The following is a 24,367-nucleotide window of genomic DNA, read 5'->3' on the forward strand; positions in this document are numbered from 1 at the left end:
CAACTTTTTTAGTAAGTATGAAGAGAGAGGCTCTCGGGAAAATTTCCTGAGGGCTTTTTTATTTTATCAACTAGTTTTGCGCCCCGAAAGTCTTGTGACTTTCAAAATTCAAAATTTTTCATCTATGGGATTACAATGTGGAATTGTAGGATTACCGAATGTGGGTAAGTCTACTCTTTTTAATGCACTTTCAAATGCGAAAGCGGAGGCAGCTAACTTCCCTTTTTGTACCATTGAACCAAACGTTGGTGTGATTACTGTTCCTGATGAGCGTTTACGAATTCTTTCGGATTTAGTAAACCCCAAGAAGGTGCTTCCTACGGTGATGGAGTTTGTTGACATTGCAGGTCTCGTAAAAGGAGCAAGTAAAGGAGAAGGTCTTGGCAATCAATTTTTAGCTAATATCAGAGAAGTAGATGCGATTATTCATGTAGTTAGATGCTTTGATAATGACAACATCGTTCACGTCTCTGGCAAAGTAGATCCAATAGAAGATAAAGAGGTAATTGATACCGAGCTTCAACTTAAAGATTTAGAGTCGGTAGATAAGCGTATCCAACGTGTAGAAAAAATAGCCAAGTCTGGGGATAAAGAGGCCAAAGCGGAACATGAGGTTTTGCTCAAATTCAAAGTTCATTTGGAAAGTGGACAAAACGCTCGTTCGCTGGAGATGGATAAGGAACAAAGAGCCTGGATTAAGACCTTGCAGCTTCTTACAGATAAGCCGATTATCTACGTTGCCAACGTGGACGAAGAATCCATTAATTCTGGGAACGAATGGAGCAAGATACTGGCGGAGAATATTAAGAATGAAGATGCTCAACTTATTCTTGTTTCTGCTGGACTGGAAGAACAAATAGCAGAGTTCGAAGATCCGGAAGAGAAGCAGATGTTCTTAGAAGAATATGGGCTGAAAGAATCGGGTTTGAATCGATTGATCAAAGCGTCTTATTCACTTCTGGATTTGATAACCTATTTCACAGCTGGTGAAACAGAAGTTCGTGCCTGGACAATTAAAAAAGGCTGGAAAGCTCCACAAGCAGCTGGGGTAATTCATACAGATTTTGAAAAAGGGTTTATCAAAGCTGAAGTAATTAAAATCCCAGATTATCAGCAATATAAAACAGAATCCGGATGTCGTGAGGCAGGTAAATTAGCCATCGAAGGAAAAGACTATGTGGTGAAGGATGGCGATGTAATGCACTTTAGGTTCAATGTTTAATCAGGGTTCAATGGATCTGAACCTCTTGTAGCCAACTAGTTCATCATTGACATTTCCCGGTTTTCTATAGTACACTAGAATTTCATATTGGTTTTCAGCTTGAAAGTTGCTGCCTTCAAAGTAAGTAATAGGTAGCTCCTCACTCTGCACGAAATAGAGGTATTCGTAGTAGCCTTGTTTCAACGGGATTACGGTTTCGTAGCGATTCACTCCATTTTGATTTGTAAAATGCATGCGATTCAGGTCATTTAGTTGCCAATCGTTGAATTGTCCCCAGACATAAACCTCTCCATTGATTTGATCTGATATTAAGCTAAATCTCACTTTTGCATAATCAGCATTTAAAAAGTCCTCTCCCGGATCTAAATTCTGGATGATGAAATTTCCATTTATGTCTTGAAAATTTTGAGTGTAAGTATCGTTACCTCTAGACCTATCTAGTTTCAATGGTGCATAAATATGCGTTCCAGTGTTAGTTATTCGACCCACGTTACGACCAGAAACATTAAGCGTTCTTAAATCAGCAAAGCGAAATTCATTCCAGCCGGGAAAATTAGTTGTCAAGTCGAGATGTCGAAATTCTAGATAGCCCTCATTTGCTCTAATTAGTGTTGGCGGTACATTTTTAACCGCTGTATTCCAATTATGGTTTTGGAGTAAAACTGTGCTAATATCTCTTGTTGGTGTATTAACCAACAAGTTGGTGTAATTGACGCTGTATTCGATTTGGTGATTAAGATCCCGACGACTTACTGAAGTACTCACTCTTACTGTATGATCAATGGAGACTTTATTGTCTACAACCATGAATTTCCGTGAAAGCAAGATATCGTTAGGGTTAGCGCGTCGAAAGACGATCAGAATATAGTTGCCAGATAGTTTTGGCTTGCTTATGGAAAGTGAATAGTTGATGTATGGTTGAACAGTATTGACACTATAATTGAAATTCGTAATTCTGTAATTATTTATCTGGTTTAAGAATTCCATATCTCTAAGTACTGACTTCTTCCAGTCTTTATTGCAATGAACAATCCGGGCACTCAAATTTTCAAATTGATCCGTCAGAAGATCGAATGATAAAAGGAGTTGATCCGAATCATTGAGACTTACAATCGGATTTTCTAGTTCTTGTATTTGCCCTTTTTCTATAGGTAGTATTTTGGCATAGCCAATGATGTCCTCATAATCATGGTTGTCAAAAACAATTTGCTTACTTGCAGTCGATTGTTGGGGGACAAGGGGTTCACAATGGACTAATAAAAGAGCTATTGTAATTATCGCTAGGTTCTTCATAACTTTAGAGGTACGAAAGCCCAAATTAGAGATTACAACTATAATATTCAGCTTTGGGTCTATTAAATACCAGCATGAATGTCGGTAACTGAAGAGAAATTGATTAAAGGCTGCCAGAAAGGCAAAAAAGAGTTCCAGCAGGCACTCTATGATAAATACTGTGACGGTATGTATCTGGTAGCTCTTAGATATTCCAAAATGCAACAAGAAGCTGAGGATATCATTCAAGAAGCCTTTATTAAGGTTTTCAAGAATATCAAAAACTTCAGAAAGGATTCATCGCTGGCGTATTGGATAAAGCGAATAGTTGTAAATACAGCACTCAATCACCAACGCAGTAAACTTTATTTATATCCTATGGTGGATGTAAACGACTTAGATAACTGGAGTGAGAAAGAGTCTGTGATTTCTGCACTAGGTTACGAAGAATTGCTAGGATTAATCCAAGAGCTTCCAACCGGATGTCAGGTCATATTCAACTTATTTGCGATTGAGGGTTATAAACATCATGAAATTGCCAAGCAGCTGCAGATAAGCGAAGGAACTTCGAAATCACAGTATTCAAGGGCAAAAACTTTATTGGCAGAAAAGGTCATGCAGAGAGATAAGATACGATATGGGTCCGGGGAAATTTGAAGATAGTATCCGGGAAAAGTTTGTTGGGCAGACGAAAAAGACACCTGACAGCATTTGGACGAATATTGAAAATGAGTTAAATGCTGAGTTGGTCTCTATTTATGCGTCACAACATTTGATGTATAAGTGGGTGTCGATTGCTGCAGTTATAATTGCTGTTTTGCTTTTGGGAGTCATTTACTCTCCATCTTTCATTAAAAATTCACAAGAAGAATCTGCATCTTATAATGCCTTTCTATCAAACGATATAGACTACAATAATTACTATACTTTCCATACCAAGGGATATCAGTCATTGGATCTTTCTTTTGATAAAATGGAGCCAAAACCCTCTCAGAGCGAATTAATCGTTGTTCAAGATTCTAAGCCTCAGTCTTCATATGAAATAAAAGGTGTTGAGCGCAAAAGACCAGAACTGGTTGCTTCAATAGAATCAAAAGATATTTATCGTTATTACCAGGCTGGTTCGGGCTTGTCCCCGCGAAAGTCAAATGAATCACTTGGGACCAAAGTGTGGGCAGGAGTTGAAGCGGGAGCTGGTACTTTTAATTCAAGTTTCGGCAAGTCTGGTGCCGTATCAAATTCACTAAACCCTGGAGCTTTAGCATCAGCGTTGGGATCAGGAAATTTCGTTAATCCTACAACCAATATCACAGAGGATATGGATCAAGGCATAGCCACAACAATAGGCGTTGACTTTGGAGTACAATTAGGAAAAAAATGGACACTTGAAAGTGGTTTAGCCTACACAAACATGGATAATAGTGGAACTGCATCCATCAATGTCTTGGACGTCTACACCATAGACAATAATGACTTCATTGACAGTTCCAATGGTATAAGTGGAGAGGGTTCTCCTTCATTAGCATCACGTGAGGCAACTATTGAGGTTCGTGAAAATTTTGATCACGAAGTGGAGCTTAACAACAATATCCAGATTGCATCAATTCCGCTGAAGGCCGGATATTTTGTAGTTAATAAGAAATTTAGTTTACGATTAAATGCCGGACTTTCAGCGAATTACTTAGTCGATGGGAGTATATCAGATCCAACAAAGCAGATATTGAATAGCAATGATCTTAGCTTATACAATGACTGGTCCTTTGATGGAGTTGGAGGTCTGGAGTTGGGATATTCGATATTCAATAAGTTTAATTTCACCATAGAGCCGAATTACAGACATTCGATTACACCTATCAGTGATGCGATCAATTCTCCTTCAAGATTTGTCCTACAGACAGGCTTAAGATATACACTTAAGTAGCCATCCATCATTAAAAAATCCTATTTCGCATAAAAGATGTAACCGTACATCATATATAGAGTATTGTTTCTTACAACTGCAGCAATTTTTGCGCGCTCGTCAACTAACTCTACTCGATGCAACTAAGAAGAACTCTGTGTGCGTTTTCTTTATTGGTATTTTTTTGTGGCTACACGCAAGAGAATCCTTTTCCAACCAAATCCTATACCACTAATCACATACAAAGCGAGATTGAAATAGATGGTAAACTAGACGATGAAGCATGGAGTCAAGTTGAATGGGGAGGAGACTTTGTAGGTCATCGACCAGATTTCAATGTGGAGCCTCTTCAGGAGACTCAATTCAAGATCCTTTATGATGCAAAATACTTGTATGTAGGTATCAGAGCCTTCGATACCGAACCCGAAAAAATAGTTAAACGAATGTCTAGAAGAGACGGCTTTGATGGAGATTTCGTGGAAATAAATATTGATAGTTATGGCGATAAGAGAACAGCTTTTTCTTTCTCAGCATCTGTATCGGGAGTAAAGGGAGACGAATACGTATCCAACAATGGAGATAACTGGGATAGTACCTGGGATCCGATCTGGTACTTGAGAACAAGCATCGATGAGCAAGGCTGGATCGCTGAATTTAAAATCCCCCTTTCACAGCTAAGATTCGCCAATAAAGAAAATCATACATGGGGCATCCAGTTCACTCGAAGAATATTCAGAACAGAAGAACGATCCACCTGGCAACCAGTAGATCCTAATGCACCTGGCTGGGTACACTTATTTGGTGAACTGAATGGACTTAAGGGTATTAAACCACAGAAGCAGCTGGAAATCCAGCCATACGTCTTAGCCTCAATAGAAAAGTTTCCCAAAGAAGAGGAAAATCCTTTCAGAGATACGGGAGAGGAAATCAAAGGAAATTTAGGCTTGGATGCAAAGATTGGTCTCACGTCTGATATTACCTTAGATCTAACGGTAAACCCAGACTTTGGCCAGGTAGATGCAGACCCCTCAAGGGTTAATTTATCGGCTTTCCAGCTCTTTTTTCAAGAGAGGAGACCATTCTTTCTGGAAGGAAGTAGTCTGTTAACTTTTGGTACAAGTGGAGGACCCAATAATCTCTTTTACTCCAGAAGAATCGGAGGAAGACCCATCGGTCGATTACCTGAGGATGTAGTGTACTCAGACTTTCCTGGTCAAACCCAAATATTAGGTGCTGCGAAGCTTACAGGTAAAAATGCAAAAGGATTCTCTTGGGGGCTTTTAGAGTCATTTACCAACAAAGAGGTAATTGATGTAGTAGATACCGCGGGTGTCAGAAGAAGAGAACAAGTTGAACCCTATACAAATTACTTAGTGGGTCGCGTCCAGCAGGATTTTAATGGAGGAAAGACTGTTATTGGTGCGATGGTCACCAATATGAATCGTATTGATAATGAAGGCTACAATCTCGAATTGGCTCATAATAATGCACAAAGCGCTGGTGTAGACATTAATCATAACTTCAAAGATCGAAATTATGGCATAGAACTTCGATTTGCAATGAGTAGAGTGGATGGTACGCAAGGTGCGTTGCATAAAACCCAAACTTCATCTGTACGGTTTTTTCAACGCCCAGATAATGGCTATCAAGAGGTAGATTCTACACGAACAGCGCTTGTTGGTTCAGCAGGTAGCTTTTCATTTGGTAAGAGAAGTGGAAATTGGAGATGGAACGTTGGTACAAATTATCGTTCTCCTGGATTAGCACTCAATGACATTGGATTCTTGAGGGTGACGGATAATATCAATAATTGGTTCTGGAGTTCGTACCGAGTCAATAAGGTGACCAATCTATTCAGATCCCAACGATACAATATGTATATGGAGCAAAATATGGACTTTGGTGGTGTCACCACCGGTAAGGGTATGAATATGAACATGAACTGGGAGTTCATCAATTACTGGGGATTCAATCAAGGTATTTGGATTGGAGGGAACAGAGTATCTAATGCAGACCTGCGAGGAGGCCCATCGATCACATACCCTGGTAATGTCAATTACTGGTATTGGATTGGCTCCAATAGCAGGAAAAAAGTAAGAGTATCTTTCAATAACTGGTTCAACTGGGGACGTAACGACTCTAGAAAGAGTTCTGGTGTGTCTTTGGATATCAACATTCGTCCTTTGGATGCGATGCAAGTTTCTATTTCCCCAAATATTAATTGGAATCGAGATGATTTACAATATATCTCACAAGCTGAATTCAACGGAGAGGATAGATACATTCTTGGTCGCGTGGATCAAAAAACCTATGGAATGTCTGTGCGGATGAATTACAACATAACGCCTAATTTGACATTTGAATTTTGGGGACAGCCTTTCATTGCTAGTGGCCAATACAGCCAATTCAAGCGTGTAGATGAGCCAAATTCGGAAAACTATAATCAACGATTTAGACTTTTTGAAGATACTGAATTAGTATTCAATTCAACTGATGATAGTTATGAAGTTTACGAATCTGAATCAACTGAAGAGGATTATAGTTTTGGTAATCCGGATTTCAACATTGTTCAGTTTAGATCTAACTTCGTCATGAGGTGGGAGTATATTCCTGGCTCGACACTTTTTCTGGTTTGGGCCAATAGTGGATCCTATTTTGACAATTCAAGGCAAAATGAGTTCAGTGATTTATCTTCAAAACTCACAGACCTTACAGCCACAAATACCTTCTTAATTAAATACACTTATCGGTTTATCTTGTAAGCTATCTTCCTACTAACTTTGGACGAAATTCAAATTTTTAAATATGTCTAAAGTAGTAATAATTGGAGCTGGGGGTGTAGGAAGGGTGACGGCATTTAAATGCGCTCAGAATTCAGATGTTTTTTCTGATATTGTGTTGGCTTCCCGCACACAATCCAAATGTGATGATATCGCAAGCGATATTGATAAACAACTTGGAGTTACCATCAAAACGGATCAGGTAGACGCAGACCATGTAGATCAAGTGGTGGCGCTTTTTAAGAAGCATGATCCAAAGCTTGTCATTAACGTGGCATTACCTTACCAAGACCTGACGATCATGGATGCATGTCTCGAGGCTGGAGTCAATTACCTTGATACAGCAAACTACGAACCGCCAGAAGAAGCCAAATTTGAATATAAATGGCAATGGGCATATAAGGATAGGTTCAAAGAAGCGGGACTTACTGCAGTACTTGGATGCGGCTTTGACCCTGGAGTAACAGGTGTATTTACGTCAAGAGCCGTGAAGCACTTTTTTGATGAGATTCATTATTTAGACATTGTAGATTGCAATGCTGGCGATCATGGGAAAGCATTTGCAACCAACTTCAACCCTGAAATTAATATTCGGGAGATTACTCAAAAAGGTAAATACTGGGAAGACGGAAAATGGGTGGAAACCAATCCATTTGAGTTTAGAAAGAATCTGGACTATCCAAATATAGGCAAGAGGCCTTCATACCTGCTTTTTCACGAAGAGTTGGAGTCATTGGTGAAGAATTATCCTTCCATCAAAAGAGCTCGTTTCTGGATGACTTTTGGTGATGAATACCTGACACATTTAAGAGTTATTCAAAACATCGGTATGGCTTCAATTGAGCCGGTCAACTATGAAGGAAAAGAAATTGTACCGCTCCAGTTTTTAAAAGCAGTACTTCCTAATCCGGGCGATTTAGGTGAAAACTATGAAGGAGAAACCTCCATTGGATGTCGAATCAAAGGGGTGAAAGACGGAAGAGAAAAAACCTACTATATCTGGAATAATTGCAGTCATAAAACCGCATATGATGAGACTGGAGCTCAAGGGGTTTCATATACTACCGGGGTACCTGCAATGACCGGGGCTTATATGATGCTGACTGGTAAGTGGACGGGAGCAGGTGTGTTTAATGTAGAAGAATTTGATTCTGACCCATTTTTGGAAAAACTCGCAATATCAGGCCTTCCATGGCATGAAGAGCATGATTTAGATCTTGGAATGGACTGAAGATGGTTGATTTAGAGAAAGTTCCCGAATTCTATAGAGGATACATCAAAGCAGCAGGAAATGGTGATCTTGTACCACTTCTACTGAAGTCAGGAGATGACTTCATCACTTTTTGTAGAAGCCTTACCGAGCAACAAGGCTTGTATAAATATGAGCCTGATAAATGGAGTATCAAGGATATCATCCTTCATTTGATTGATTCAGAAAGAGTATTTGCTTATCGCGCGTTACGATTTGCCAGAAATGACAAGACGGAGCTTTCAGGCTTTGATCAAAATATTTATGTGCCAGAAGCAAAAGCTGATGATCGTACCATTTATAACATGCTTACTGAGTTTACCAATGTAAGAGCCGCAACCGTAGATATGTTTTCATCTTTTAATGAAGGTATGCGAGAAAGAACTGGAGTCGCCAGTGGAGTAGAGATGTCAGTAGAGATGCTGGGATACATAATCTCCGGACATTTGATTCATCATATGAACGTGATTCAAGAACGATATACTAAGTGAAAATTCCATCCCCATGTTTTGTGTTGGATGAAAATAAGCTCATCCGAAACCTCAAGCTCATAGATCAAGTACAGAAAAGTGCTGAAATAGAAATTATTCTAGCTTTCAAAGGCTTTTCCATGTGGAGTGCGTTTCCTCAGATAAAACAGTATGTAAATGGTGCAACAGCCAGCTCGCTCAACGAAGTGAAATTATGCAACGAGGAGATGGGTGTTAAATCACACACCTATTGTGTCGCCTATTCGTCCGATGAGTTTGAAGAGATTGCATCAAATTCTTCACACATCACATTCAATTCATTAAATCAGTATCATGAGTTTATAGATCTAGTCCCAGATAGTGTAAGCGTTGGGTTGAGAGTGAATCCAGAGTGGTCCGACGTTGAAACAGATTTATACAATCCATCAAGTCCAATTTCCAGGCTAGGTATTTCAGAAAAGAATTTAACAAAACTCCCGGCCAGGATAGAAGGCCTACACTTCCATGTTCTGTGCGAATCCAATTCTTATGCATTGGAAAATGTGTTGGCTTCTTTTGAGAAAAAGTTTGGTCACTTTTTACCGCACGTCAAATGGATAAATATGGGCGGGGGACACTTGATGACAAGAAAAGACTATGACGTTGACCATTTAATTAATCTGCTTACCGATTTCAGAAAGAAACATAGTGTGGATGTAATTCTTGAACCTGGAAGTGCCTTTGCGTGGCAGACAGGAGATCTACATACTACTGTTTTAGACGTGGTTGAAAACGGCGGAAAGAAGACTGCTATTTTTGATGGTTCCTTTACTTGTCACATGCCCGACTGTCTGGAGATGCCGTATCGTCCTCAGCTAGCAAATGGATCAGAAGAGAAAACAGAGGGTTGGTATCCATACAGATTGGGAGGAGTTAGTTGTCTGGCTGGTGATTTCCTTGAGAATTATTGGTTTGAAATTCCACTCAAGGCTGGCGATTCTATCATCTTCAAAGACATGATCCACTACACCATGGTTAAGACCAGTACATTCAATGGCGTAAAACATCCGTCCATTGGCATCGTGCGGAAAAATGGGGAATTTGAATTAATACGTGAGTTTGGATATCACGATTTTAAAAACCGTCTTTCTTAGTTGCCAATCTTTGGGTCAAGATCACCACGCATAAAGAGATTATATTCTTCGCAAGATAAATAGCCTTCGCCAAGCGAATAAGGACAGGTTTTATAAACTTCATCAAAAATTCCAGCTTGCACTACTACTCCAGAACCGTGACACACGGGGCAGAGCATTTTTTCTAAGCCTCCACAATCATATTCGGCAGATTCCAGATCTTTTTCAAATTGCTCAGACCTGGAACGTTGGATCTTCAGGTATTCGTCCTCAGCGAATTGCAGAAACTGAATGGCAGGTTCATAATATCTTCCTTTGGTTCCTTTTAACTGGATATACTTATTCAGCCAGTTGATGCTCTGCTTATACTTTCCAGTGTGATAGCTATTACGACCAAAGAAATAAGCCATTTCAGATGGGAGCTTCTCCATGTTTTGAAGCACGAATTGAAACAAGACCTGTGCACTATCATATTTTCCCAGCGCCATTAACTCGGCACCCTTCTCCATTTTTCCAATCAAAACGGATTCACGGACAATCTGTGCCTGCGCGAAAAGGGTTGAAGTAAACAAGAGGCAAAACAATAATTTCTTCAAGTTGTTGAGGTTAAATTGATTACTGGCTCTTCATGGAGCATTGATAACGAACGGAAAATTAAAATGGTTTGTTGGTCTTCTTTCTTCTTCTAGCAAAAGATTAACCATTTTTATGATTGGAAGGAATCTTTTAGCAGTTTTGGCAATAAATTATTCAGTCTACGTTTGAAGTAGGAACTGGTTTTTATGAAAAAAATCTACTTAATCATTTTTGTATTGTGTTTGTCTGGGGTTGCTTTTGGACAAAACACACGAAGTACTGAGGCACCCAAACCTCCGAAACCTCAATATCAGGCGGTGAAAAAAGAGAAGAAGAGTTTTTTTTCATTTTTGAAGAAGAAAAAAACGGATCCACATCGTTCAACCAAGGCAGAAGAAGTTGCTGCTTTCCGTAAGCGGATTAAGAAGGTTGCTAAAAAAAAGGCAAAAGAAGAGAAGCTTGCCAAGAAGCCTGAATATTCTGATCCATCCTACTTCGGTCACAAACGGCCGCCTAAGAAACGCCCACCCGGAAAACAAAAGTTTTGCAAGGTTTGCAAGATGAAGCATTAACGATAAGGTAATTACCCCCTCGAGTGGATTGTAGAGGTGTTTTTATTCTAAAAGTTAAAGCTTAGGCACTCGCTTGGTAAAGCATCTGAGACCTTATCCTTAAATTAAAATGAGAAAGTATAGCTCTGCGAATGGATTGCTTAAGAAACGTGTGATTTATCCCACCTTCTGAAACAGCATACTTGATGATGGGACGCTGAATGTCTTTAATTAATGAAGTTTGCTGAATCCAATCCGCATACATCTCTTTCCAGTCTGAATCATAGGCTTCCATGTGTGAGCGCCCATCCCACATAATTTCCAACTGATTGTCTGCATGGTTGTGACGGTAGATAGCAGCTAGAATGTCGTAATTGTCTTCTAGTAATTCTTTAGCTAGTGATATTTTCTTCTTCAGCTCAATGATGAAATCATCTTCGAGTCCCATGGGATTGTGCTGCATGCTATACGAAGCAAGAATTTGCTGGAGCCACTGATCTAATAAGATTTCTTTTGAAAATGCTTGAACGGATTTGAGCAGGTAGTTCTTATCCTGCGGGAAGTATTTTTCTTCGATAAGCACGGTGCAAAGATATTGAATTGCATGCTATTATATGAAATAGACACAAAAAAAGGGTAACTCTCGTTACCCTTGATTTTTTATAATGCAGTGGATTTAATTAGGAGAGAATGAAAATGTCCATTCTCCATCAATACTACTAGTCCTTGCCGAAGATTGAAAATCAAACTCCAACGTAAGTTGAGTAGCACTCAGTGCTGTCACATTGATCGTTAGACTTCCATCTCTAGTAATTACCTCACCGTCAGTGTCAGCGAATACCCAGCTACCTGAAGCTGGCCAAACATCTTCAAAACCTGTAGGTGTAGTCGAACCAGTGCTATAAGTTCCTCCACTTTCATTTCCACTAAATGTAAGTGTAAAATTGCTCCAAGTGCTCAATTGATTCACACCGTCCGGATCATTTACAGCAGTTGGAGACCAAGCCACTGTAAGGTTTTCCGCTTTAGCAATCAAAGGATCTGGAGCTGGATCATCACCACCACCGCCACAAGACATAAAAATAACTAAGGAAGCAAAAACTAAGGCAGCAAGTAAGTTTGATAATCGTTTCATAAAATTTGAATCTAAGTATTGTCTGATTAGATATAAGTTCTGTCCAAAAGTAGGACTTTTTCACTTTTATACCTACTTAACAGGAAAAACCAAACGAAATTATTCGCCGACTGGCTTTTTTTTAAAGATTAAGCTGTTTTGAGCAACATTTAATCTCCTCCTGATCATTAGAGGCTATAATAACCAGACGTTGGTCTATTTTTTTTAGTAGATCCTTCCACCATTGAAAACCTTCATCATCCAAATTGGATGTAGGTTCATCCATGAAAATGGCATCATTCTCAAAGAAAAAAGCGGTAATCAGCTTGGTTCGTTGTTTCATGCCCGTAGAAAAGTCTCCGATCATTTTGTCTAAAGGCAGTGATGCAGAATTGGCCATTTCTTCAATGCTGCAAACAGGTTTCTTAAATTGCTGATGAAAATTTAGAAATTCTTTAAGCGTAAATTCTTCAATAACCTCAGTGTATGGTCCGATAAATACCGAATGGTGCTTTTGTTCATCAATCTGATCTCCATTGGCATATATAGTTCCTTGACTAGGGGTGAGATACCCCGCGATGATTTGGAGTAAGGTTGACTTACCGGAACCATTCTTTCCTGTGATGGAAGTGATCTCTCCCGATTGGATTTCAAAGTTTTGGTTTCTGAATATCCAGGTTTTACCAAATTTCTTTCCTATATCTTCTCCGGTAATAATCATCTTCAATCGTTAAATAGGGCTTTCGGTGCACAGAGATAGTGCTTGGTTACAATTTTGCTCATGGCTTTAATATTGGGAAGGTCAGACGCTTCTGCCACGTCTACGACATCTCCATGCTTTCTCAAAATCTTAATAGACTGCCCGGAAGCGATGTAAGCTGAGTTGCTCACGGAGCCAGTTTTCATAAAGTAGCCGGCCTCATGCGCAGAAACACCATAGAGCTTCATGACTTTTTTAATCAGGTCGTCCGTAACTATCCGACCGATTGGATCATTAGAAAATGAAATACCTAGCAGCTTGCGATCAAGAAGCATTTCACTCAGCGAGCGGAGCACTACATCACTGTGATCACGCCAGAACTTGATTGATCCCCAAATGTCATTGTCATCCAAGATGGAGTAGACTTCCAATATGTCTTGGTCATCGATGAAATCTGTTTCTGTAATATCCTGTTCCAGGAAAATCGCTAAGGCAGGAGTAGCCATTACTTTTTCCCCATCTTGTGTGAGTTCTTTTGCTCGCTTGATAAGCTCAATAAGCATGACCTCTGCACTAACCGCAGTTTTATGTAGATATACCTGCCAATACATCAATCTTCTGGCACTCAAGAAATTCTCGATACTGTAGATTCCTTTTTCCTCTACAACAAGTTGCTCACTAACTACATTTAGCATTTTAATGATGCGCTCAGATCCGATGGAGCCTTCATAGACTCCCGTGAAAAAGGAGTCTCTCTTTAGATAATCCAGCCTATCAATATCCAATTGACTGGATACAAGCTGATGGAAGAATGGACGGTGGTATTCATCCTTAAAAATTCTGAGGGTTAGATCAAGGGCTCCATTAAATTCTTTATTTAAACGCTCCATCATCCATACACCCACTTGTTCGTGGTGTACATGCTTGAATAGCGAAAATTCCAAGGTGTGTGAAAAAGGACCATGTCCAATGTCATGGAGCAAAATCGCCAACATGCTTGCTTGCCTTTCTTCATCGATGATTTCTATATCTTTTTCTTGAAGCGCATTCAAAGCTCTACGCATCAGATCCATAGCGCCCAGCGCGTGATGAAAACGTGTATGAAGTGCACCAGGATAGACAAGGTCAGTCAGTCCGAGCTGTTTTATTCGCCTCAGCCGCTGAAAATAACGATGCTCTATGATGTCAAAAATGAGATCGTTGGGTATATTGATGAATCCGTAAACCGGATCATTTAGAATTTTCTTTTTGTTCAACAGCGTTTGTGATTTACTTAGCAAACCAATGCTAAAACCGAATTAATGCAGCAATTTAAAATCTTATGGGCGGACGATGAAATTGAGCTCCTAAAGCCTCACATTTTATTCCTCGAACAGAAAGGATATCAACTCACCCCTGTAAACAGTGGCGCCGATGCGTTAGAGGAAATTGACCATAACTATTTTGATATTGTGTTTTTGGACGAGAATATGCCTGGCATGACAGGTTTGGAGACTTTGAACTACATCAAATCCACACATCCAAACCTTCCCGTGGTGATGATTACCAAGAATGAGGCAGAAGAGATCATGGAGGAAGCCATAGGTGCAAAGATTGCCGATTACCTCATAAAGCCATTGAATCCCAATCAGATATTACTTTCTGTTAAAAAGATTTTGGACAACAAGCGCATCATTTCTGAAAAGACCAACCAAGGTTATCAAAAGGATTTTCAACAGCTATCCATGGGCGTAATGGATGCTCAGGATCACAATGACTGGATGGAAATTTATCGCAAATTAGTTTATTGGGAGCTAGAGCTCGACGAAACACAAGATAAGAGCATGGTGGAAGTGCTGAATGCACAAAAGGTGGAAGCAGATGGGAATTTTGCAGATTTTGTCACCTCCAATTACGAAGATTGGATCACAGACCCAGATATCGAACGGCCCTTGCTTTCACATAACCTATTGAAGCATAAGGTTTTTCCTGAAGTAGGAGAGGAGCCGGTTTTCCTGATTGTAATTGACAACCTAAGATACGATCAATGGAAAATGATTGAGCCGGAAGTAGCGGAACTTTTTAGCATTGATTCTGAGGAGATGTATTTCTCCATTCTTCCAACGACAACATCTTATGCTCGAAATGCACTTTTCGCAGGATTGACACCTTTGGAGATTGCGAGACGTTACCCAGATTTGTGGGTTGGCGAGGAAATCGATGAAGGAAAAAACATGAAGGAGAGCGAGCTGCTTGAATCAAACATGGCACGCAATCAAGTAAAAGAGCGCTTCAGTTATCATAAAATATTACGTGCAGATGAAGGAAAGCAGCTAAGTGAGAACATTCCTAATCTGATGAATAACAAGCTAAACGCAATAGTCTTCAATTTTGTAGACATGCTCTCCCATGCACGTACCGACATGCAAATGATACGTGAGCTGGCTCCTGATGAATCAGCATACCGTTCGTTGACCAAATCATGGTTTACGCACTCATCATTGTATGACACACTTAAAGAGCTTGCGAATAAAAAGGTGAAGGTGATGATCACAACTGATCATGGAACCATCCGAGTGAATAAAGCTCAAAAAATTGTGGGAGATCGGAATACGAATACTAACCTGAGATATAAGGTTGGGAGGAATCTGGCTTTTGATGAGAAATCCCTGTTTTTCACGCGTGAACCAGAAAAGTTAGGACTGCCCAAAGAGCACGTGAGCACGTCCTATGTTTTCACCAAAGACGATCATTTTTTTGCTTATCCTAACAATTTCAACCATTATGTCCGCATGTACAAAGACACCTTTCAGCATGGAGGTATTTCCATGGAAGAAATCATGATTCCATTCATTAGGCTGGCAAACAAATGACAATAGCGAATTATAATGAAGACGAGTTGAATGAGGTGGCGCGTAAGCTGATTAGCAATTTTGGCCACATCAAAGTTTGGTGTTTTGAAGCGGAAATGGGAGCAGGCAAGACCACATTGACCAAGAAAATATGCACAGAATTGGGAGTTGAGGATGAAATGAGCTCACCCACCTTCTCCATCATCAATGAGTATCAAACTGGAAATGGAACTGATATTTATCACTTTGATTTTTACAGATTGAAGGACATGGAGGAAGCTATAGATATAGGCGTAGAGGATTATTTGTTTTCCGGAAATTTATGTTTGTTGGAATGGCCAGCGATTATTGAACCGCTTTTGCCTGATGAATACCTCCAAATAAGCATTAAATTAGTAGGTGATAAAACCCGATCACTAACAGCACAACCTAATGAACGAATCGTCTAAATCCGGATTTGCGAAGCTGGCGCAGGAACAGACCCTATATCCGCAGGAAGCACCTGCCAAGATTTCGAAAAAGCATAAGTCTTTGCAGATAGGCGTACCTCAGGAGGTAGCTGACCAGGAGAAGCGCATGCCTATCAAGCCGTCTTCAGTTGGAGTATTGGTAGCGAATGGACATGAAGTACTTATTGAATCAGGTGCTGGCGACTCAGCCAACTTTTCAGACAAAGAGTATAGTGAAGCTGGCGCCAAGATAGCCTATAGCGCAAAAGAAGTGTTTGAGTGTCATGTGATATTGAAAGTAGAGCCACCTACACTTAAGGAAATTGAACTGATGAAACCCGGCAGTACGCTGATCTCAGCATTTCAGGCAGGCAAGCAAAATGCGGAGTATCTGGAGGCCATCAACAAGAAGAAGTTGATTGCTATTGGGTATGAATTCATACAAGACAAAGTAGGAGGTCTTCCGCTGGTACGTGCCATGAGTGAAGTGGCAGGCAGCACTGTGATGGTGATTGCCGCCGAATATTTAAGCAGTGCCAATGACGGAAGAGGGGTGATATTAGGCGGGATCACAGGAGTCCCTCCAACACGCGTGGTGATTATTGGTGCAGGAACAGTGGCAGAGTTTGCCGCTCGGGCAGCTTTAGGCCATGGTGCCGAGGTGCGTGTGTTTGATAATCAGATCTACAAGATGCGCCGGTTGAAGCACGTACTCGGACAGGAAATCTATACCTCTACTTATGATGAAGCATTGCTTGCTAAAGAAGTACGTGAAGCAGATGTACTCATTGGTGCTGTGCGCTTTGAAAAAGGACGTAACAAAATGTTGGTGACCGAAGACATGGTGATGAGCATGAAGCCAGGGGCAGTAATCATCGACGTGAGTATTGACCAGGGGGGTTGTATTGAGACATCCGTGCTAACCAATCACAAGAAACCCGTCTTTGTCAAGCATGATGTAACGCACTACTGTGTGCCGAATATCGCTTCAAGAGTCGCACGGACTGCTTCTTTAGCGATCTCAAACATCTTCACACCGATCTTGCAGGAAGCAGGCGACTGTGGAGGTTTTGACGAGATGATCTATACCCATCCTTGGCTACAAAAGGGCGTATACTCCTACAAGGGCAGTCTGACCAACCTGGGACTTGCCAAGCGCTTCAATATGGCGTTTAAGGATATAAGTTTATTTATGGCGGCCAGGATTTGAGGTCAGTATCTTTATTCTTTTTGTCATGCCGGACTTGATCCGGCATCTTCCAGATAAGCTTTATCAAAGCCAAAGATTCCTGAATTTCCCTTCGGTACATCAGGAATGACGTGCGAGGATGATTTTGACTATCTACCAGTCACCATCAACCAATCGCTAAAGCCCCGCCAAACTCTCCTCTAACGTCTTCACCTTCGCTTCAGCATCAGCCAGCTTCTTGCGCTCCATGGCTACTACCTGCTCGGGTGCGCCACTCACAAACTTTTCGTTAGATAGCTTCTTCTCTACAGACTTCATGAAGCCTTTGGTGTAATTCAGCTCTTCTGCGATCTTCCTCTTTTCCGCCTCAATGTCAATGTTCTCAGACGCTGGAATGAAAAACTCATCCGAACCAATCACAAAACTGAAGGCATTGTTAGGCTTGTCTCCGCTTTTAATTGCTGAGAGGTTGCCCAACTTTTGTAAGGACTCACCAATAGTTGCAATAGCTTTTGAATCTGTTGTTAGCTCAAGCGCTTCCTTGGGCGAGATTCCTTTTGAGTTTCGGATGTTTCGAACGCCCGAAGTAATCTCAAACAACAGATCAGCTTGCTTCAGTACAGCGTCATCAAAGCTTTCGGCTTTTGGCCACTCTGCTACAATGATAGCCGCACCATCTTTACGTTCTTTCAGCTCATGCCACAGCTCTTCGGTAATGAACGGCATGAATGGGTGCAGCAGTTTCAATACTTTTTCAAAAAGCTCAATAGTGGCCACATGTGTTTTCACATCAATTGGCTGACCATACTCCGGCTTGATCCATTCCAGATACCAACTGCAGAAGTCATTCCAGATCAGCTTGTAAGTCGTCATCAATGCATCAGACATCCGAAATTTAGAAAAGTGATCTTCCAATTCGGTCAACGCTTTGTTGAGCTTATTTTCAAACCATGTGATGGCTTGTGTGTTTATGGCCGGTTGTTCTGCATCACTGATTTCCCATCCCTTTACCAATCGGAACGCATTCCAGACCTTGTTAGAGAAGTTTCGTCCTTGCTCCACCAACTTTTCATCAAACAACAAATCGTTTCCGGCAGGTGAACTAAACAGCATGCCTGTTCGTACACCATCCGCGCCGTATTGCTTGATCAGATCCAATGGATCAGGCGAGTTGCCCAACGACTTGGACATCTTTCTGCGCTGTTTATCTCTAACGATTCCGGTTAGGTATACATTCTCAAATGGCTTCTCATCCAGGTATTCATATCCCGCAATCACCATGCGTGCCACCCAAAAGAACAAGATTTCCGGTGCAGTTACCAACGTTTGAGTAGGGTAGAAGAAGCTCAGCTCTTCATTCTTGCTCTTGTCAATCTTGCCCGTTTCCTTATCAAAACACTTGTCATTGAATCCATCAAACACGGCAATTGGCCACAAGTTGGAAGACGCCCATGTATCCAATACGTCTTCATCTTGTCTCAAGTCATTTGCAGTCAGGCTACTGTTTCCGGTTGCTTTTTGTGCTGCCTCAATCGCTTCCTCAGTGTTGTGCGCAACTACATAATCATTCTCACCTTCACCAAAGTAGTAGGCGGGAATTCGCTGACCCCACCAGAGCTGACGGGAGATACACCAGTCGCGTACATTCTCCATCCAATGATTATAGGTGTTCTTAAACTTCGCCGGGAAAAGCTGAATCTCATCATCCATCACAGCTTTGTGCGCTCGTCTGGAGATGTCTTTCATTTTGATGAACCACTGCAAGGAAAGCTTGGGCTCTACTACCGAGTTGGTTCGCTCGGAGCGTCCAATCTTCGTGATGAATTCTTCTTCTTTTACTAAAATCTCATTAGCCTTCAGATCCTTAACGATCATCTTGCGAACCTTGAATCTATCTTCGCCTACATATTTATCAATCTCACACTTCTCATTTAATGTACCGTCGAGATTGATGGTATCAATCGTATCAAGGTTGTGTCGCTGACCTATCTCATAGTCATTGGGATCGTGCGCTGGTGTTACTTTCAGGCATCCAGTACCAAAATCTAACTCTACATAATCATCCCCAATGATTGGAATCTCACGGTTGATGAATGGAACCAATGCCTTTTTCCCAATTAGATGCTTGAATCGCTCATCACTGGGATTTACGGCTATACCGGTATCACCCATGATAGTCTCTGGTCGCTGCGTAGCAATTGTCACAAACTCATCCGAGTCTTTAATTTGATACTTTACATAATAGAGAACTGCTTGCTCACCATCTTCTTTATAAATCACTTCCTCATTAGAAATAGTGGTCTGTGCTTCGGTATCCCAGTTGACCATGCGCAATCCGCGATAGATGTAGCCTTTCTTGTATAGGTCTACAAACTGCTTGATCACTGCATCGTGGTAGTTTGGATCCATGGTGAAACTGGTACGCTCCCAATCGCAGGAGGCTCCTAGTTTCTTTAGCTGCTCAAGGATGATGCCTCCGTATTTTTCTTTCCACTCCCAGGCGTGCTTCATGAATTCCTCTCTGGAGAGATCCGATTTCTTGATGCCTTGCTCGCGTAGCATTCGAACAACTTTCGCTTCAGTTGCAATAGATGCATGATCCGTACCTGGAACCCAGCAGGCTTCTTTACCTTCCATCCGAGCTTTTCGGATAAGTACATCCTGAATGGTATTGTTGAGCATATGCCCCATGTGCAAGACACCTGTGACGTTTGGTGGAGGGATCACTATCGTGTAGGCTTCTTTGCCGGTTTTAGGTGCGGCATGAAAGAAGTTTTGATCCATCCAGTACTGATACCATTTGTCTTCTACTTTGGTCGGGTCGTATTGTGCGGAAATGCTCATGAGTGCGCTATATCTCGTTAATTTTTTTGAAGCCGCAAAGTTAGCAGCTCTCTTGCTTCTTTACCTCTTTGTGGATGTAATTATGACGTGCATATTTGCAGTACCGGAATAAAAAAAACAAAATGGAAATACCAGCAAATAATCCAAACCTAAAATCATGGGTAGAAGTACCCGCCAATTCTGACTTCCCTATTCAAAATTTACCGTTCGGTATTTTCAAAGAAAGCGGCAAAAAGCGAGCTTGTGTAGCGATAGGTGATAAAATAGTAAATCTGATGGGTTTACAGGAACATGGTTTATTGGATGGTTTGGGATTGCCGGAAAGCATATTTGATAATGAAGTGCTAAATGGATTTTTAAATCTGGGTAAAACGATGGGACGAGCAGTTCGAAATCGAATTTCAGAACTATTGCAGGAAGGAAACGAAGAACTGAGAAGTCATTATGCCATTGGCTCTCTCTTGTACGACAATGATAAGGTGAGAATGTGCCTTCCTATTCAGATTGGAGATTACACGGACTTTTATTCCAGTGAACAGCACGCTTATAATGTTGGCTGCATGTTCCGTGATCCTGACAATGCACTGATGCCCAACTGGAAACACATCCCGGTTGGTTATCATGGTCGATCGTCTTCAATCATTGAATCAGGTGTTCCTATTCACCGTCCGAAAGGACAGCAGAAGCCTAATGACGATGAGCCACCGGTGTTCGGTCCATGTAAGCTGTTGGACTTTGAATTGGAAACTGCTTTCATCACATGTGGCTCAAATGAGTTGGGAGAATCCATTCCAATCGAAGAAGCTGAGGATCACATTTTTGGGATGGTACTGTTCAATGATTGGTCTGCAAGAGATATTCAAAAGTGGGAATATGTACCCCTTGGGCCATTTTTAGCCAAGAATTTTGCATCATGCATTTCTCCATGGATTGTGACCCTGGATGCATTGGAGCCATTTAGAATTCCTGGCCCCAAGCAAGACCCGCCCGTGCTGCCTTATTTGCAGTACGAAGGAAATAGGCATTTCGACATCAACCTGGAGGTGGCAATCCAGCCAAATGGTTCTGAAGAGAAGGTGGTTGGTAAGTCCAACTTCAAATACATGTATTGGAACATGGCGCAACAGCTGGCGCACCAGACGGTAAATGGTTGCAATATTCGAACAGGCGATATGTACGGCAGTGGTACCATTTCCGGGCCGGATTCAAGTCAGTTTGGCTCGATGCTGGAAATCACGTGGAGAGGAACCAAGCCGGTGACAATGCCTGATGGAAGCGAACGAAAGTTTATCCAGGATGGTGATACCGTAATCATGCGGGGGCACAGTGAACATAATGGAGTGCGAATTGGTTTTGGAGAGGTGAGTACGAAAGTGTTGCCAGCAAAATAAAGTTGTCACATTGAGCCTGTCGAAACGGACATTAGAAAAGTAGGTTTCGAGAATCTCATCCACATCCTAAATTAAGATTATCATGACAATCGACCCGAAAGACATACCCGTTCCTCAACTTCATGGTCACTTGCTAGGCGCAGTAGCTCCACGACCCATTGCCTTTGCCAGCACCATAGACAAAGAAGGAAATGTAAACCTGAGCCCGTTTAGTTTCTTCAATGTATTCAGTGCCAACCCTCCGGTGATGATTTTCTCTCCAGCAAGAAGAGGAAGAGATAACACAACAAAGCATACGTTGGAAAATGTGAAAGAGCATGCAGAGGTGGTGGTAAATGTAGTTTCATATGATATGGTCCAACAGATGTCACTCAGCAGTACGGAGTATGAAAAAGGAGTGAATGAGTTTGTGAAGGCAGGATTTACGGAAGTCAAGTCTGAACTTGTAAAGCCACCAAGGGTGAAAGAAGCGCCAGTTTCCTTCGAATGTAAAGTGATTGAGGTGAAGTCGCTGGGAGAGCAAGGAGGAGCCGGGCAATTGGTGATTTGCGAGGTGCTTTTGATGCACATTGCTGATCACGTTTTGGATGAAAATGGTAGGATCAATCCAAATAAAATTGACCTGGTGGCTAGAATGGGAGGGAACTGGTATTCCAGAGCCAACGGAGATGCTATATTTGAAGTAACCAAACCTTTGACAACCATGGGCATAGGCGTAGACCAAATACCTGATAGAATTAGAACGAGTACGGTCCTTACAGGCAATCACTTGGGCCAGTTGGGCAATGTAGAAGCTTTACCAACCGAAGAAGAAGTAAAAGATTTTGAAAATGAGCCTGAAGTTCGTTCCATCCTCGATTCATTTGATGATGACGAAAACATCCATCTGGAACTTCATAAGCTAGCTGCTGATTTGCTGAATGAAGGTGAAGTAGATACTGCATGGAAGGTGTTGATGATGCATTAACTAGTGTTTAGTTAAACAGTAAACTAGCGATTAATGGTTTTATTAATCACTAATTAACTCATCCTCTATTTACTAATCTATGAAAGACAACTTCTCCACCCAATCGGATGATTACGCAAAGTTTCGTCCGATGTATTCGCAAAAGCTAATTGACTTCTTACTTTCACTTACCTCTACTCATGAAACTTGCTGGGATTGCGGCACTGGCAATGGGCAGTTGGCAGTAGCACTTGCTGAGTATTTTGCAAAAGTATATGCCACAGATATTAGCGAAAAGCAATTAGCAAATGCTACTTCCAAGCCAAACATCGAATATTCTAAACAACCAGCAGAGCTAACCAATTTCCCTGACCAGCATTTTGACCTGATCACTGTAGCACAAGCAGCACATTGGTTTGATCATGCAAAGTTTAATAAAGAAGTAAATCGAGTGCTGAAACCGAATGGAGCGGTCGTTCTTTTAGGTTATGGACTGGTTCGTGTAGAAGGAATTGTCGGTCAAATCATTCAGGATTTTTATTGGAAGGTGACCAAGCCATATTGGGACGCTGAGAGAAATCACATAGAAGAAAATTATAAGACCATCCCTTTTCCATACACTGAGATTCAAGTGGAGGATAACTTCGATATCAAAAATGAGTTGTCATTGGATCAACTCACGGGATATATTAGTACCTGGTCAGCTGTACAACACTTTATCAAGGCAAATGGTCATAGTCCAATAGATCAACTAAAAGCGGACCTTGAAAAGCTTTGGGATTATGGTAAGCGAAAAATTACATTTCCTGTATTTATGCGAGCCGGGAGGTTGAATTAAAAAGCAAATCGCTCTCTAAACTCTTCCAATTCAGCCTTTAATTCCTTTGCATCAAATGGTTCGATCTGATCAAATAATTGGCTATCAGGGCTGATCTTTAATTCACGCAAATTCATGTGCTGGTTGGTAAATAGAAATTCCAGTGACGGATAAATCTCTTTCAACACATCCACCAAGTCCAGTATCTGCAAGTTCTTATCCACCAGATTGTATGTTCCACTTTGCACATCCTTAATCACCACCTGCGAGAGCGAATGACAAAGTGCATCTACGTGGATAAAGGCTCGAGACTGCTTACCATTCCCATTGATCTGAATACGGTTGGTGAAGTTGGCATCAAACATGAAACGATTGATAACCGCGTCGAAACGCATAGATTTACTGTAGCCATACACATTGCCACCTCTAATGTTGATGGCATTTTTCTTTTGCGCCAAACGATTGACATGCTCTTCACCGCGTAGCTTAGAAATACCATAAAAAGTAGATGGAGCAGGTGTTGTTGCTTCATTAGCGATTTGTTCACTCGCACCATAAACTGACGTACTGCTCAAGTAAATGAATTTAGAAATACCAGATGCTTCAGCGCAGTAAACCACCTCCGCAGTTCCCCAGTGGTTGACTTGTTCGTAAAAGTGTGGGTCAGTGTTGGCGAATGGAGTCGTCACAATAGCTGCAAGGTGTACAACGACATCCACATCTTTCATTAACTTTTTCAGTTGTCGTGTGTCCAGAATATCACCTCTTACAGACTGAATTTTCTCCTTGTTCTCATAATCCTTTCCAAGAAAGAAGTTATGATGACCTTTACTCAGGTTGTCATAGACAATGATCTCCTCAACTTCATGATCAGACACCAGATGCTTTACTAGCTTAGTTCCGATATACCCGGCTCCACCGGTAATAAGTACTTTCATTATTCAAATTAAGTTT

22 protein-coding genes are annotated in these 24,367 nt (G+C 41.2%); 14 read left to right on the top strand and 8 right to left on the bottom strand.

Annotation, left to right across the window (positions count from 1 at the left end; genetic code table 11):
- Positions 1–124: 124 nt before the first annotated feature.
- The gene (ychF, locus tag ABJG98_RS04785) at positions 125–1,222 is read left to right on the top strand and encodes a redox-regulated ATPase YchF (RefSeq protein WP_348278339.1); all 1,098 of its coding nucleotides are present in this window, start codon (positions 125–127) and stop codon (positions 1,220–1,222) included.
- On the opposite strand, the gene ABJG98_RS04790 is transcribed toward ychF, so the two are convergent.
- The gene (locus tag ABJG98_RS04790) at positions 1,223–2,515 is read right to left on the bottom strand and encodes a type IX secretion system plug protein domain-containing protein (protein ID WP_348278340.1); all 1,293 of its coding nucleotides are present in this window, start codon (positions 2,513–2,515) and stop codon (positions 1,223–1,225) included.
- A gap of 78 nt (positions 2,516–2,593) precedes the next feature.
- On the opposite strand from ABJG98_RS04790, the gene ABJG98_RS04795 reads away from it, so the two are divergent.
- The 6 genes from ABJG98_RS04795 (at position 2,594) to nspC (ending at position 10,026) form a co-directional block, all read left to right on the top strand.
- Positions 2,594–3,151 (top strand): RNA polymerase sigma factor, encoded by a 558-nt coding sequence (locus tag ABJG98_RS04795; protein ID WP_348278341.1) that lies wholly within the window; start codon positions 2,594–2,596, stop codon positions 3,149–3,151.
- Positions 3,132–4,415 carry an outer membrane beta-barrel protein gene (locus ABJG98_RS04800; protein WP_348278342.1) on the top strand — a complete coding sequence of 428 codons (1,284 nt, stop codon included), beginning with the start codon at positions 3,132–3,134 and terminating at the stop codon, positions 4,413–4,415. Before ABJG98_RS04795 ends, ABJG98_RS04800 begins: the two co-directional genes overlap by 20 nt.
- A gap of 116 nt (positions 4,416–4,531) precedes the next feature.
- Positions 4,532–7,156, top strand: a complete 2,625-nt coding sequence (locus tag ABJG98_RS04805) for a DUF5916 domain-containing protein (protein WP_348278343.1) — start codon at positions 4,532–4,534, stop codon at positions 7,154–7,156.
- 43 nt (positions 7,157–7,199) lie between these two features.
- Positions 7,200–8,405 (top strand): saccharopine dehydrogenase family protein, encoded by a 1,206-nt coding sequence (locus ABJG98_RS04810; RefSeq protein ID WP_348278344.1) that lies wholly within the window; start codon positions 7,200–7,202, stop codon positions 8,403–8,405.
- A 2-nt stretch (positions 8,406–8,407) separates the two neighbouring features.
- The gene (locus tag ABJG98_RS04815; protein ID WP_348278345.1) at positions 8,408–8,914 is read left to right on the top strand and encodes a DinB family protein; all 507 of its coding nucleotides are present in this window, start codon (positions 8,408–8,410) and stop codon (positions 8,912–8,914) included.
- A complete protein-coding gene (nspC, locus tag ABJG98_RS04820) occupies positions 8,911–10,026 on the top strand; it encodes a carboxynorspermidine decarboxylase (RefSeq protein ID WP_348278346.1) in 1,116 nt (371 codons plus the stop codon). Before ABJG98_RS04815 ends, nspC begins: the two co-directional genes overlap by 4 nt.
- Here nspC and ABJG98_RS04825 read toward each other — a convergent pair.
- Complete coding sequence (locus ABJG98_RS04825; RefSeq protein WP_348278347.1) at positions 10,023–10,601, bottom strand: hypothetical protein; 579 nt, start codon at positions 10,599–10,601, stop codon at positions 10,023–10,025. The genes nspC and ABJG98_RS04825 overlap by 4 nt on opposite strands.
- 186 nt (positions 10,602–10,787) lie before the next feature.
- Between ABJG98_RS04825 and ABJG98_RS04830 the strand changes: the two genes are divergently transcribed.
- Positions 10,788–11,153: a hypothetical protein gene (locus ABJG98_RS04830; RefSeq protein WP_348278348.1), complete on the top strand. Its 366-nt coding sequence runs from the start codon at positions 10,788–10,790 to the stop codon at positions 11,151–11,153.
- Between the two features lie 61 nt (positions 11,154–11,214).
- On the opposite strand, the gene ABJG98_RS04835 is transcribed toward ABJG98_RS04830, so the two are convergent.
- The 4 genes from ABJG98_RS04835 to ABJG98_RS04850 all read right to left on the bottom strand — a co-directional run bounded on the left by ABJG98_RS04835 (position 11,215) and on the right by ABJG98_RS04850 (position 14,202).
- The gene (locus ABJG98_RS04835) at positions 11,215–11,715 is read right to left on the bottom strand and encodes a hypothetical protein (RefSeq protein WP_348278349.1); all 501 of its coding nucleotides are present in this window, start codon (positions 11,713–11,715) and stop codon (positions 11,215–11,217) included.
- Positions 11,716–11,808: 93 nt separating this feature from the next.
- On the bottom strand, positions 11,809–12,267 hold the full coding sequence (locus ABJG98_RS04840; protein WP_348278350.1) for a hypothetical protein: 459 nt from the start codon (positions 12,265–12,267) through the stop codon (positions 11,809–11,811).
- Positions 12,268–12,388: 121 nt separating this feature from the next.
- On the bottom strand, positions 12,389–12,967 hold the full coding sequence (locus ABJG98_RS04845) for an ATP-binding cassette domain-containing protein (protein ID WP_348278351.1): 579 nt from the start codon (positions 12,965–12,967) through the stop codon (positions 12,389–12,391).
- 2 nt (positions 12,968–12,969) lie between these two features.
- Positions 12,970–14,202, bottom strand: a complete 1,233-nt coding sequence (locus ABJG98_RS04850; protein ID WP_348278352.1) for an HD domain-containing protein — start codon at positions 14,200–14,202, stop codon at positions 12,970–12,972.
- Positions 14,203–14,247: 45 nt separating this feature from the next.
- Between ABJG98_RS04850 and ABJG98_RS04855 the strand changes: the two genes are divergently transcribed.
- Genes ABJG98_RS04855 through ABJG98_RS04865 form a run of 3 tightly spaced genes read left to right on the top strand, consistent with a single transcriptional unit; the run spans position 14,248 to position 17,436 of the window.
- The gene (locus ABJG98_RS04855; RefSeq protein ID WP_348278353.1) at positions 14,248–15,798 is read left to right on the top strand and encodes a bifunctional response regulator/alkaline phosphatase family protein; all 1,551 of its coding nucleotides are present in this window, start codon (positions 14,248–14,250) and stop codon (positions 15,796–15,798) included.
- Positions 15,795–16,226, top strand: coding sequence for a tRNA (adenosine(37)-N6)-threonylcarbamoyltransferase complex ATPase subunit type 1 TsaE (gene tsaE, locus ABJG98_RS04860; RefSeq protein WP_348278354.1), 432 nt, complete (start codon positions 15,795–15,797; stop codon positions 16,224–16,226). Before ABJG98_RS04855 ends, tsaE begins: the two co-directional genes overlap by 4 nt.
- Positions 16,210–17,436: an alanine dehydrogenase gene (locus ABJG98_RS04865; protein WP_348278355.1), complete on the top strand. Its 1,227-nt coding sequence runs from the start codon at positions 16,210–16,212 to the stop codon at positions 17,434–17,436. The genes tsaE and ABJG98_RS04865 overlap by 17 nt, the downstream gene beginning before the upstream one ends.
- Before the next feature lie 156 nt (positions 17,437–17,592).
- Here the strand turns inward: ABJG98_RS04865 and ABJG98_RS04870 are convergent, their stop codons facing one another.
- Entirely contained in the window at positions 17,593–20,259 is a 2,667-nt protein-coding gene (locus tag ABJG98_RS04870) for a valine--tRNA ligase (RefSeq protein ID WP_348278356.1), read from the bottom strand.
- A gap of 122 nt (positions 20,260–20,381) precedes the next feature.
- Here ABJG98_RS04870 and fahA point away from each other — a divergent pair, with 122 nt between their 5' ends.
- From fahA to ABJG98_RS04885, 3 genes are all read left to right on the top strand, one after another.
- Complete coding sequence (gene fahA, locus ABJG98_RS04875; RefSeq protein WP_348278357.1) at positions 20,382–21,650, top strand: fumarylacetoacetase; 1,269 nt, start codon at positions 20,382–20,384, stop codon at positions 21,648–21,650.
- Between the two features lie 82 nt (positions 21,651–21,732).
- Entirely contained in the window at positions 21,733–22,617 is an 885-nt protein-coding gene (locus ABJG98_RS04880; RefSeq protein WP_348278358.1) for a flavin reductase family protein, read from the top strand.
- 79 nt (positions 22,618–22,696) lie between these two features.
- Positions 22,697–23,434, top strand: a complete 738-nt coding sequence (locus tag ABJG98_RS04885) for a class I SAM-dependent methyltransferase (RefSeq protein WP_348278359.1) — start codon at positions 22,697–22,699, stop codon at positions 23,432–23,434.
- On the opposite strand, the gene ABJG98_RS04890 is transcribed toward ABJG98_RS04885, so the two are convergent.
- Positions 23,431–24,351 carry an NAD-dependent epimerase/dehydratase gene (locus ABJG98_RS04890; RefSeq protein ID WP_348278360.1) on the bottom strand — a complete coding sequence of 307 codons (921 nt, stop codon included), beginning with the start codon at positions 24,349–24,351 and terminating at the stop codon, positions 23,431–23,433. The two genes, ABJG98_RS04885 and ABJG98_RS04890, sit on opposite strands and share 4 nt — an antisense overlap.
- Positions 24,352–24,367 lie beyond the last annotated feature (16 nt).

Source organism: Ekhidna sp. (genome assembly GCF_039960695.1).
Lineage (GTDB): Bacteria > Bacteroidota > Bacteroidia > Cytophagales > Cyclobacteriaceae > Ekhidna.

What these genes read in the sequence shown, in the direction of transcription:
- ABJG98_RS04880 (WP_348278358.1), top strand. Translation starts at nt 21,733, where the DNA reads ATGACAATCGACCCGAAAGACATACCCGTTCCTCAACTTCATGGTCAC.
- fahA (WP_348278357.1), top strand. Translation starts at nt 20,382, where the DNA reads ATGGAAATACCAGCAAATAATCCAAACCTAAAATCATGGGTAGAAGTA.
- ABJG98_RS04885 (WP_348278359.1), top strand. Translation starts at nt 22,697, where the DNA reads ATGAAAGACAACTTCTCCACCCAATCGGATGATTACGCAAAGTTTCGT.
- ABJG98_RS04870 (WP_348278356.1), bottom strand. Translation starts at nt 20,259, where the DNA reads ATGAGCATTTCCGCACAATACGACCCGACCAAAGTAGAAGACAAATGG.
- ABJG98_RS04815 (WP_348278345.1), top strand. Translation starts at nt 8,408, where the DNA reads ATGGTTGATTTAGAGAAAGTTCCCGAATTCTATAGAGGATACATCAAA.
- ABJG98_RS04810 (WP_348278344.1), top strand. Translation starts at nt 7,200, where the DNA reads ATGTCTAAAGTAGTAATAATTGGAGCTGGGGGTGTAGGAAGGGTGACG.
- ABJG98_RS04890 (WP_348278360.1), bottom strand. Translation starts at nt 24,351, where the DNA reads ATGAAAGTACTTATTACCGGTGGAGCCGGGTATATCGGAACTAAGCTA.
- ABJG98_RS04830 (WP_348278348.1), top strand. Translation starts at nt 10,788, where the DNA reads ATGAAAAAAATCTACTTAATCATTTTTGTATTGTGTTTGTCTGGGGTT.
- ychF (WP_348278339.1), top strand. Translation starts at nt 125, where the DNA reads ATGGGATTACAATGTGGAATTGTAGGATTACCGAATGTGGGTAAGTCT.
- ABJG98_RS04790 (WP_348278340.1), bottom strand. Translation starts at nt 2,515, where the DNA reads ATGAAGAACCTAGCGATAATTACAATAGCTCTTTTATTAGTCCATTGT.
- tsaE (WP_348278354.1), top strand. Translation starts at nt 15,795, where the DNA reads ATGACAATAGCGAATTATAATGAAGACGAGTTGAATGAGGTGGCGCGT.
- ABJG98_RS04845 (WP_348278351.1), bottom strand. Translation starts at nt 12,967, where the DNA reads ATGATTATTACCGGAGAAGATATAGGAAAGAAATTTGGTAAAACCTGG.
- ABJG98_RS04840 (WP_348278350.1), bottom strand. Translation starts at nt 12,267, where the DNA reads ATGAAACGATTATCAAACTTACTTGCTGCCTTAGTTTTTGCTTCCTTA.
- ABJG98_RS04800 (WP_348278342.1), top strand. Translation starts at nt 3,132, where the DNA reads ATGGGTCCGGGGAAATTTGAAGATAGTATCCGGGAAAAGTTTGTTGGG.
- ABJG98_RS04855 (WP_348278353.1), top strand. Translation starts at nt 14,248, where the DNA reads ATGCAGCAATTTAAAATCTTATGGGCGGACGATGAAATTGAGCTCCTA.
- ABJG98_RS04795 (WP_348278341.1), top strand. Translation starts at nt 2,594, where the DNA reads ATGTCGGTAACTGAAGAGAAATTGATTAAAGGCTGCCAGAAAGGCAAA.
- ABJG98_RS04805 (WP_348278343.1), top strand. Translation starts at nt 4,532, where the DNA reads ATGCAACTAAGAAGAACTCTGTGTGCGTTTTCTTTATTGGTATTTTTT.
- ABJG98_RS04865 (WP_348278355.1), top strand. Translation starts at nt 16,210, where the DNA reads ATGAACGAATCGTCTAAATCCGGATTTGCGAAGCTGGCGCAGGAACAG.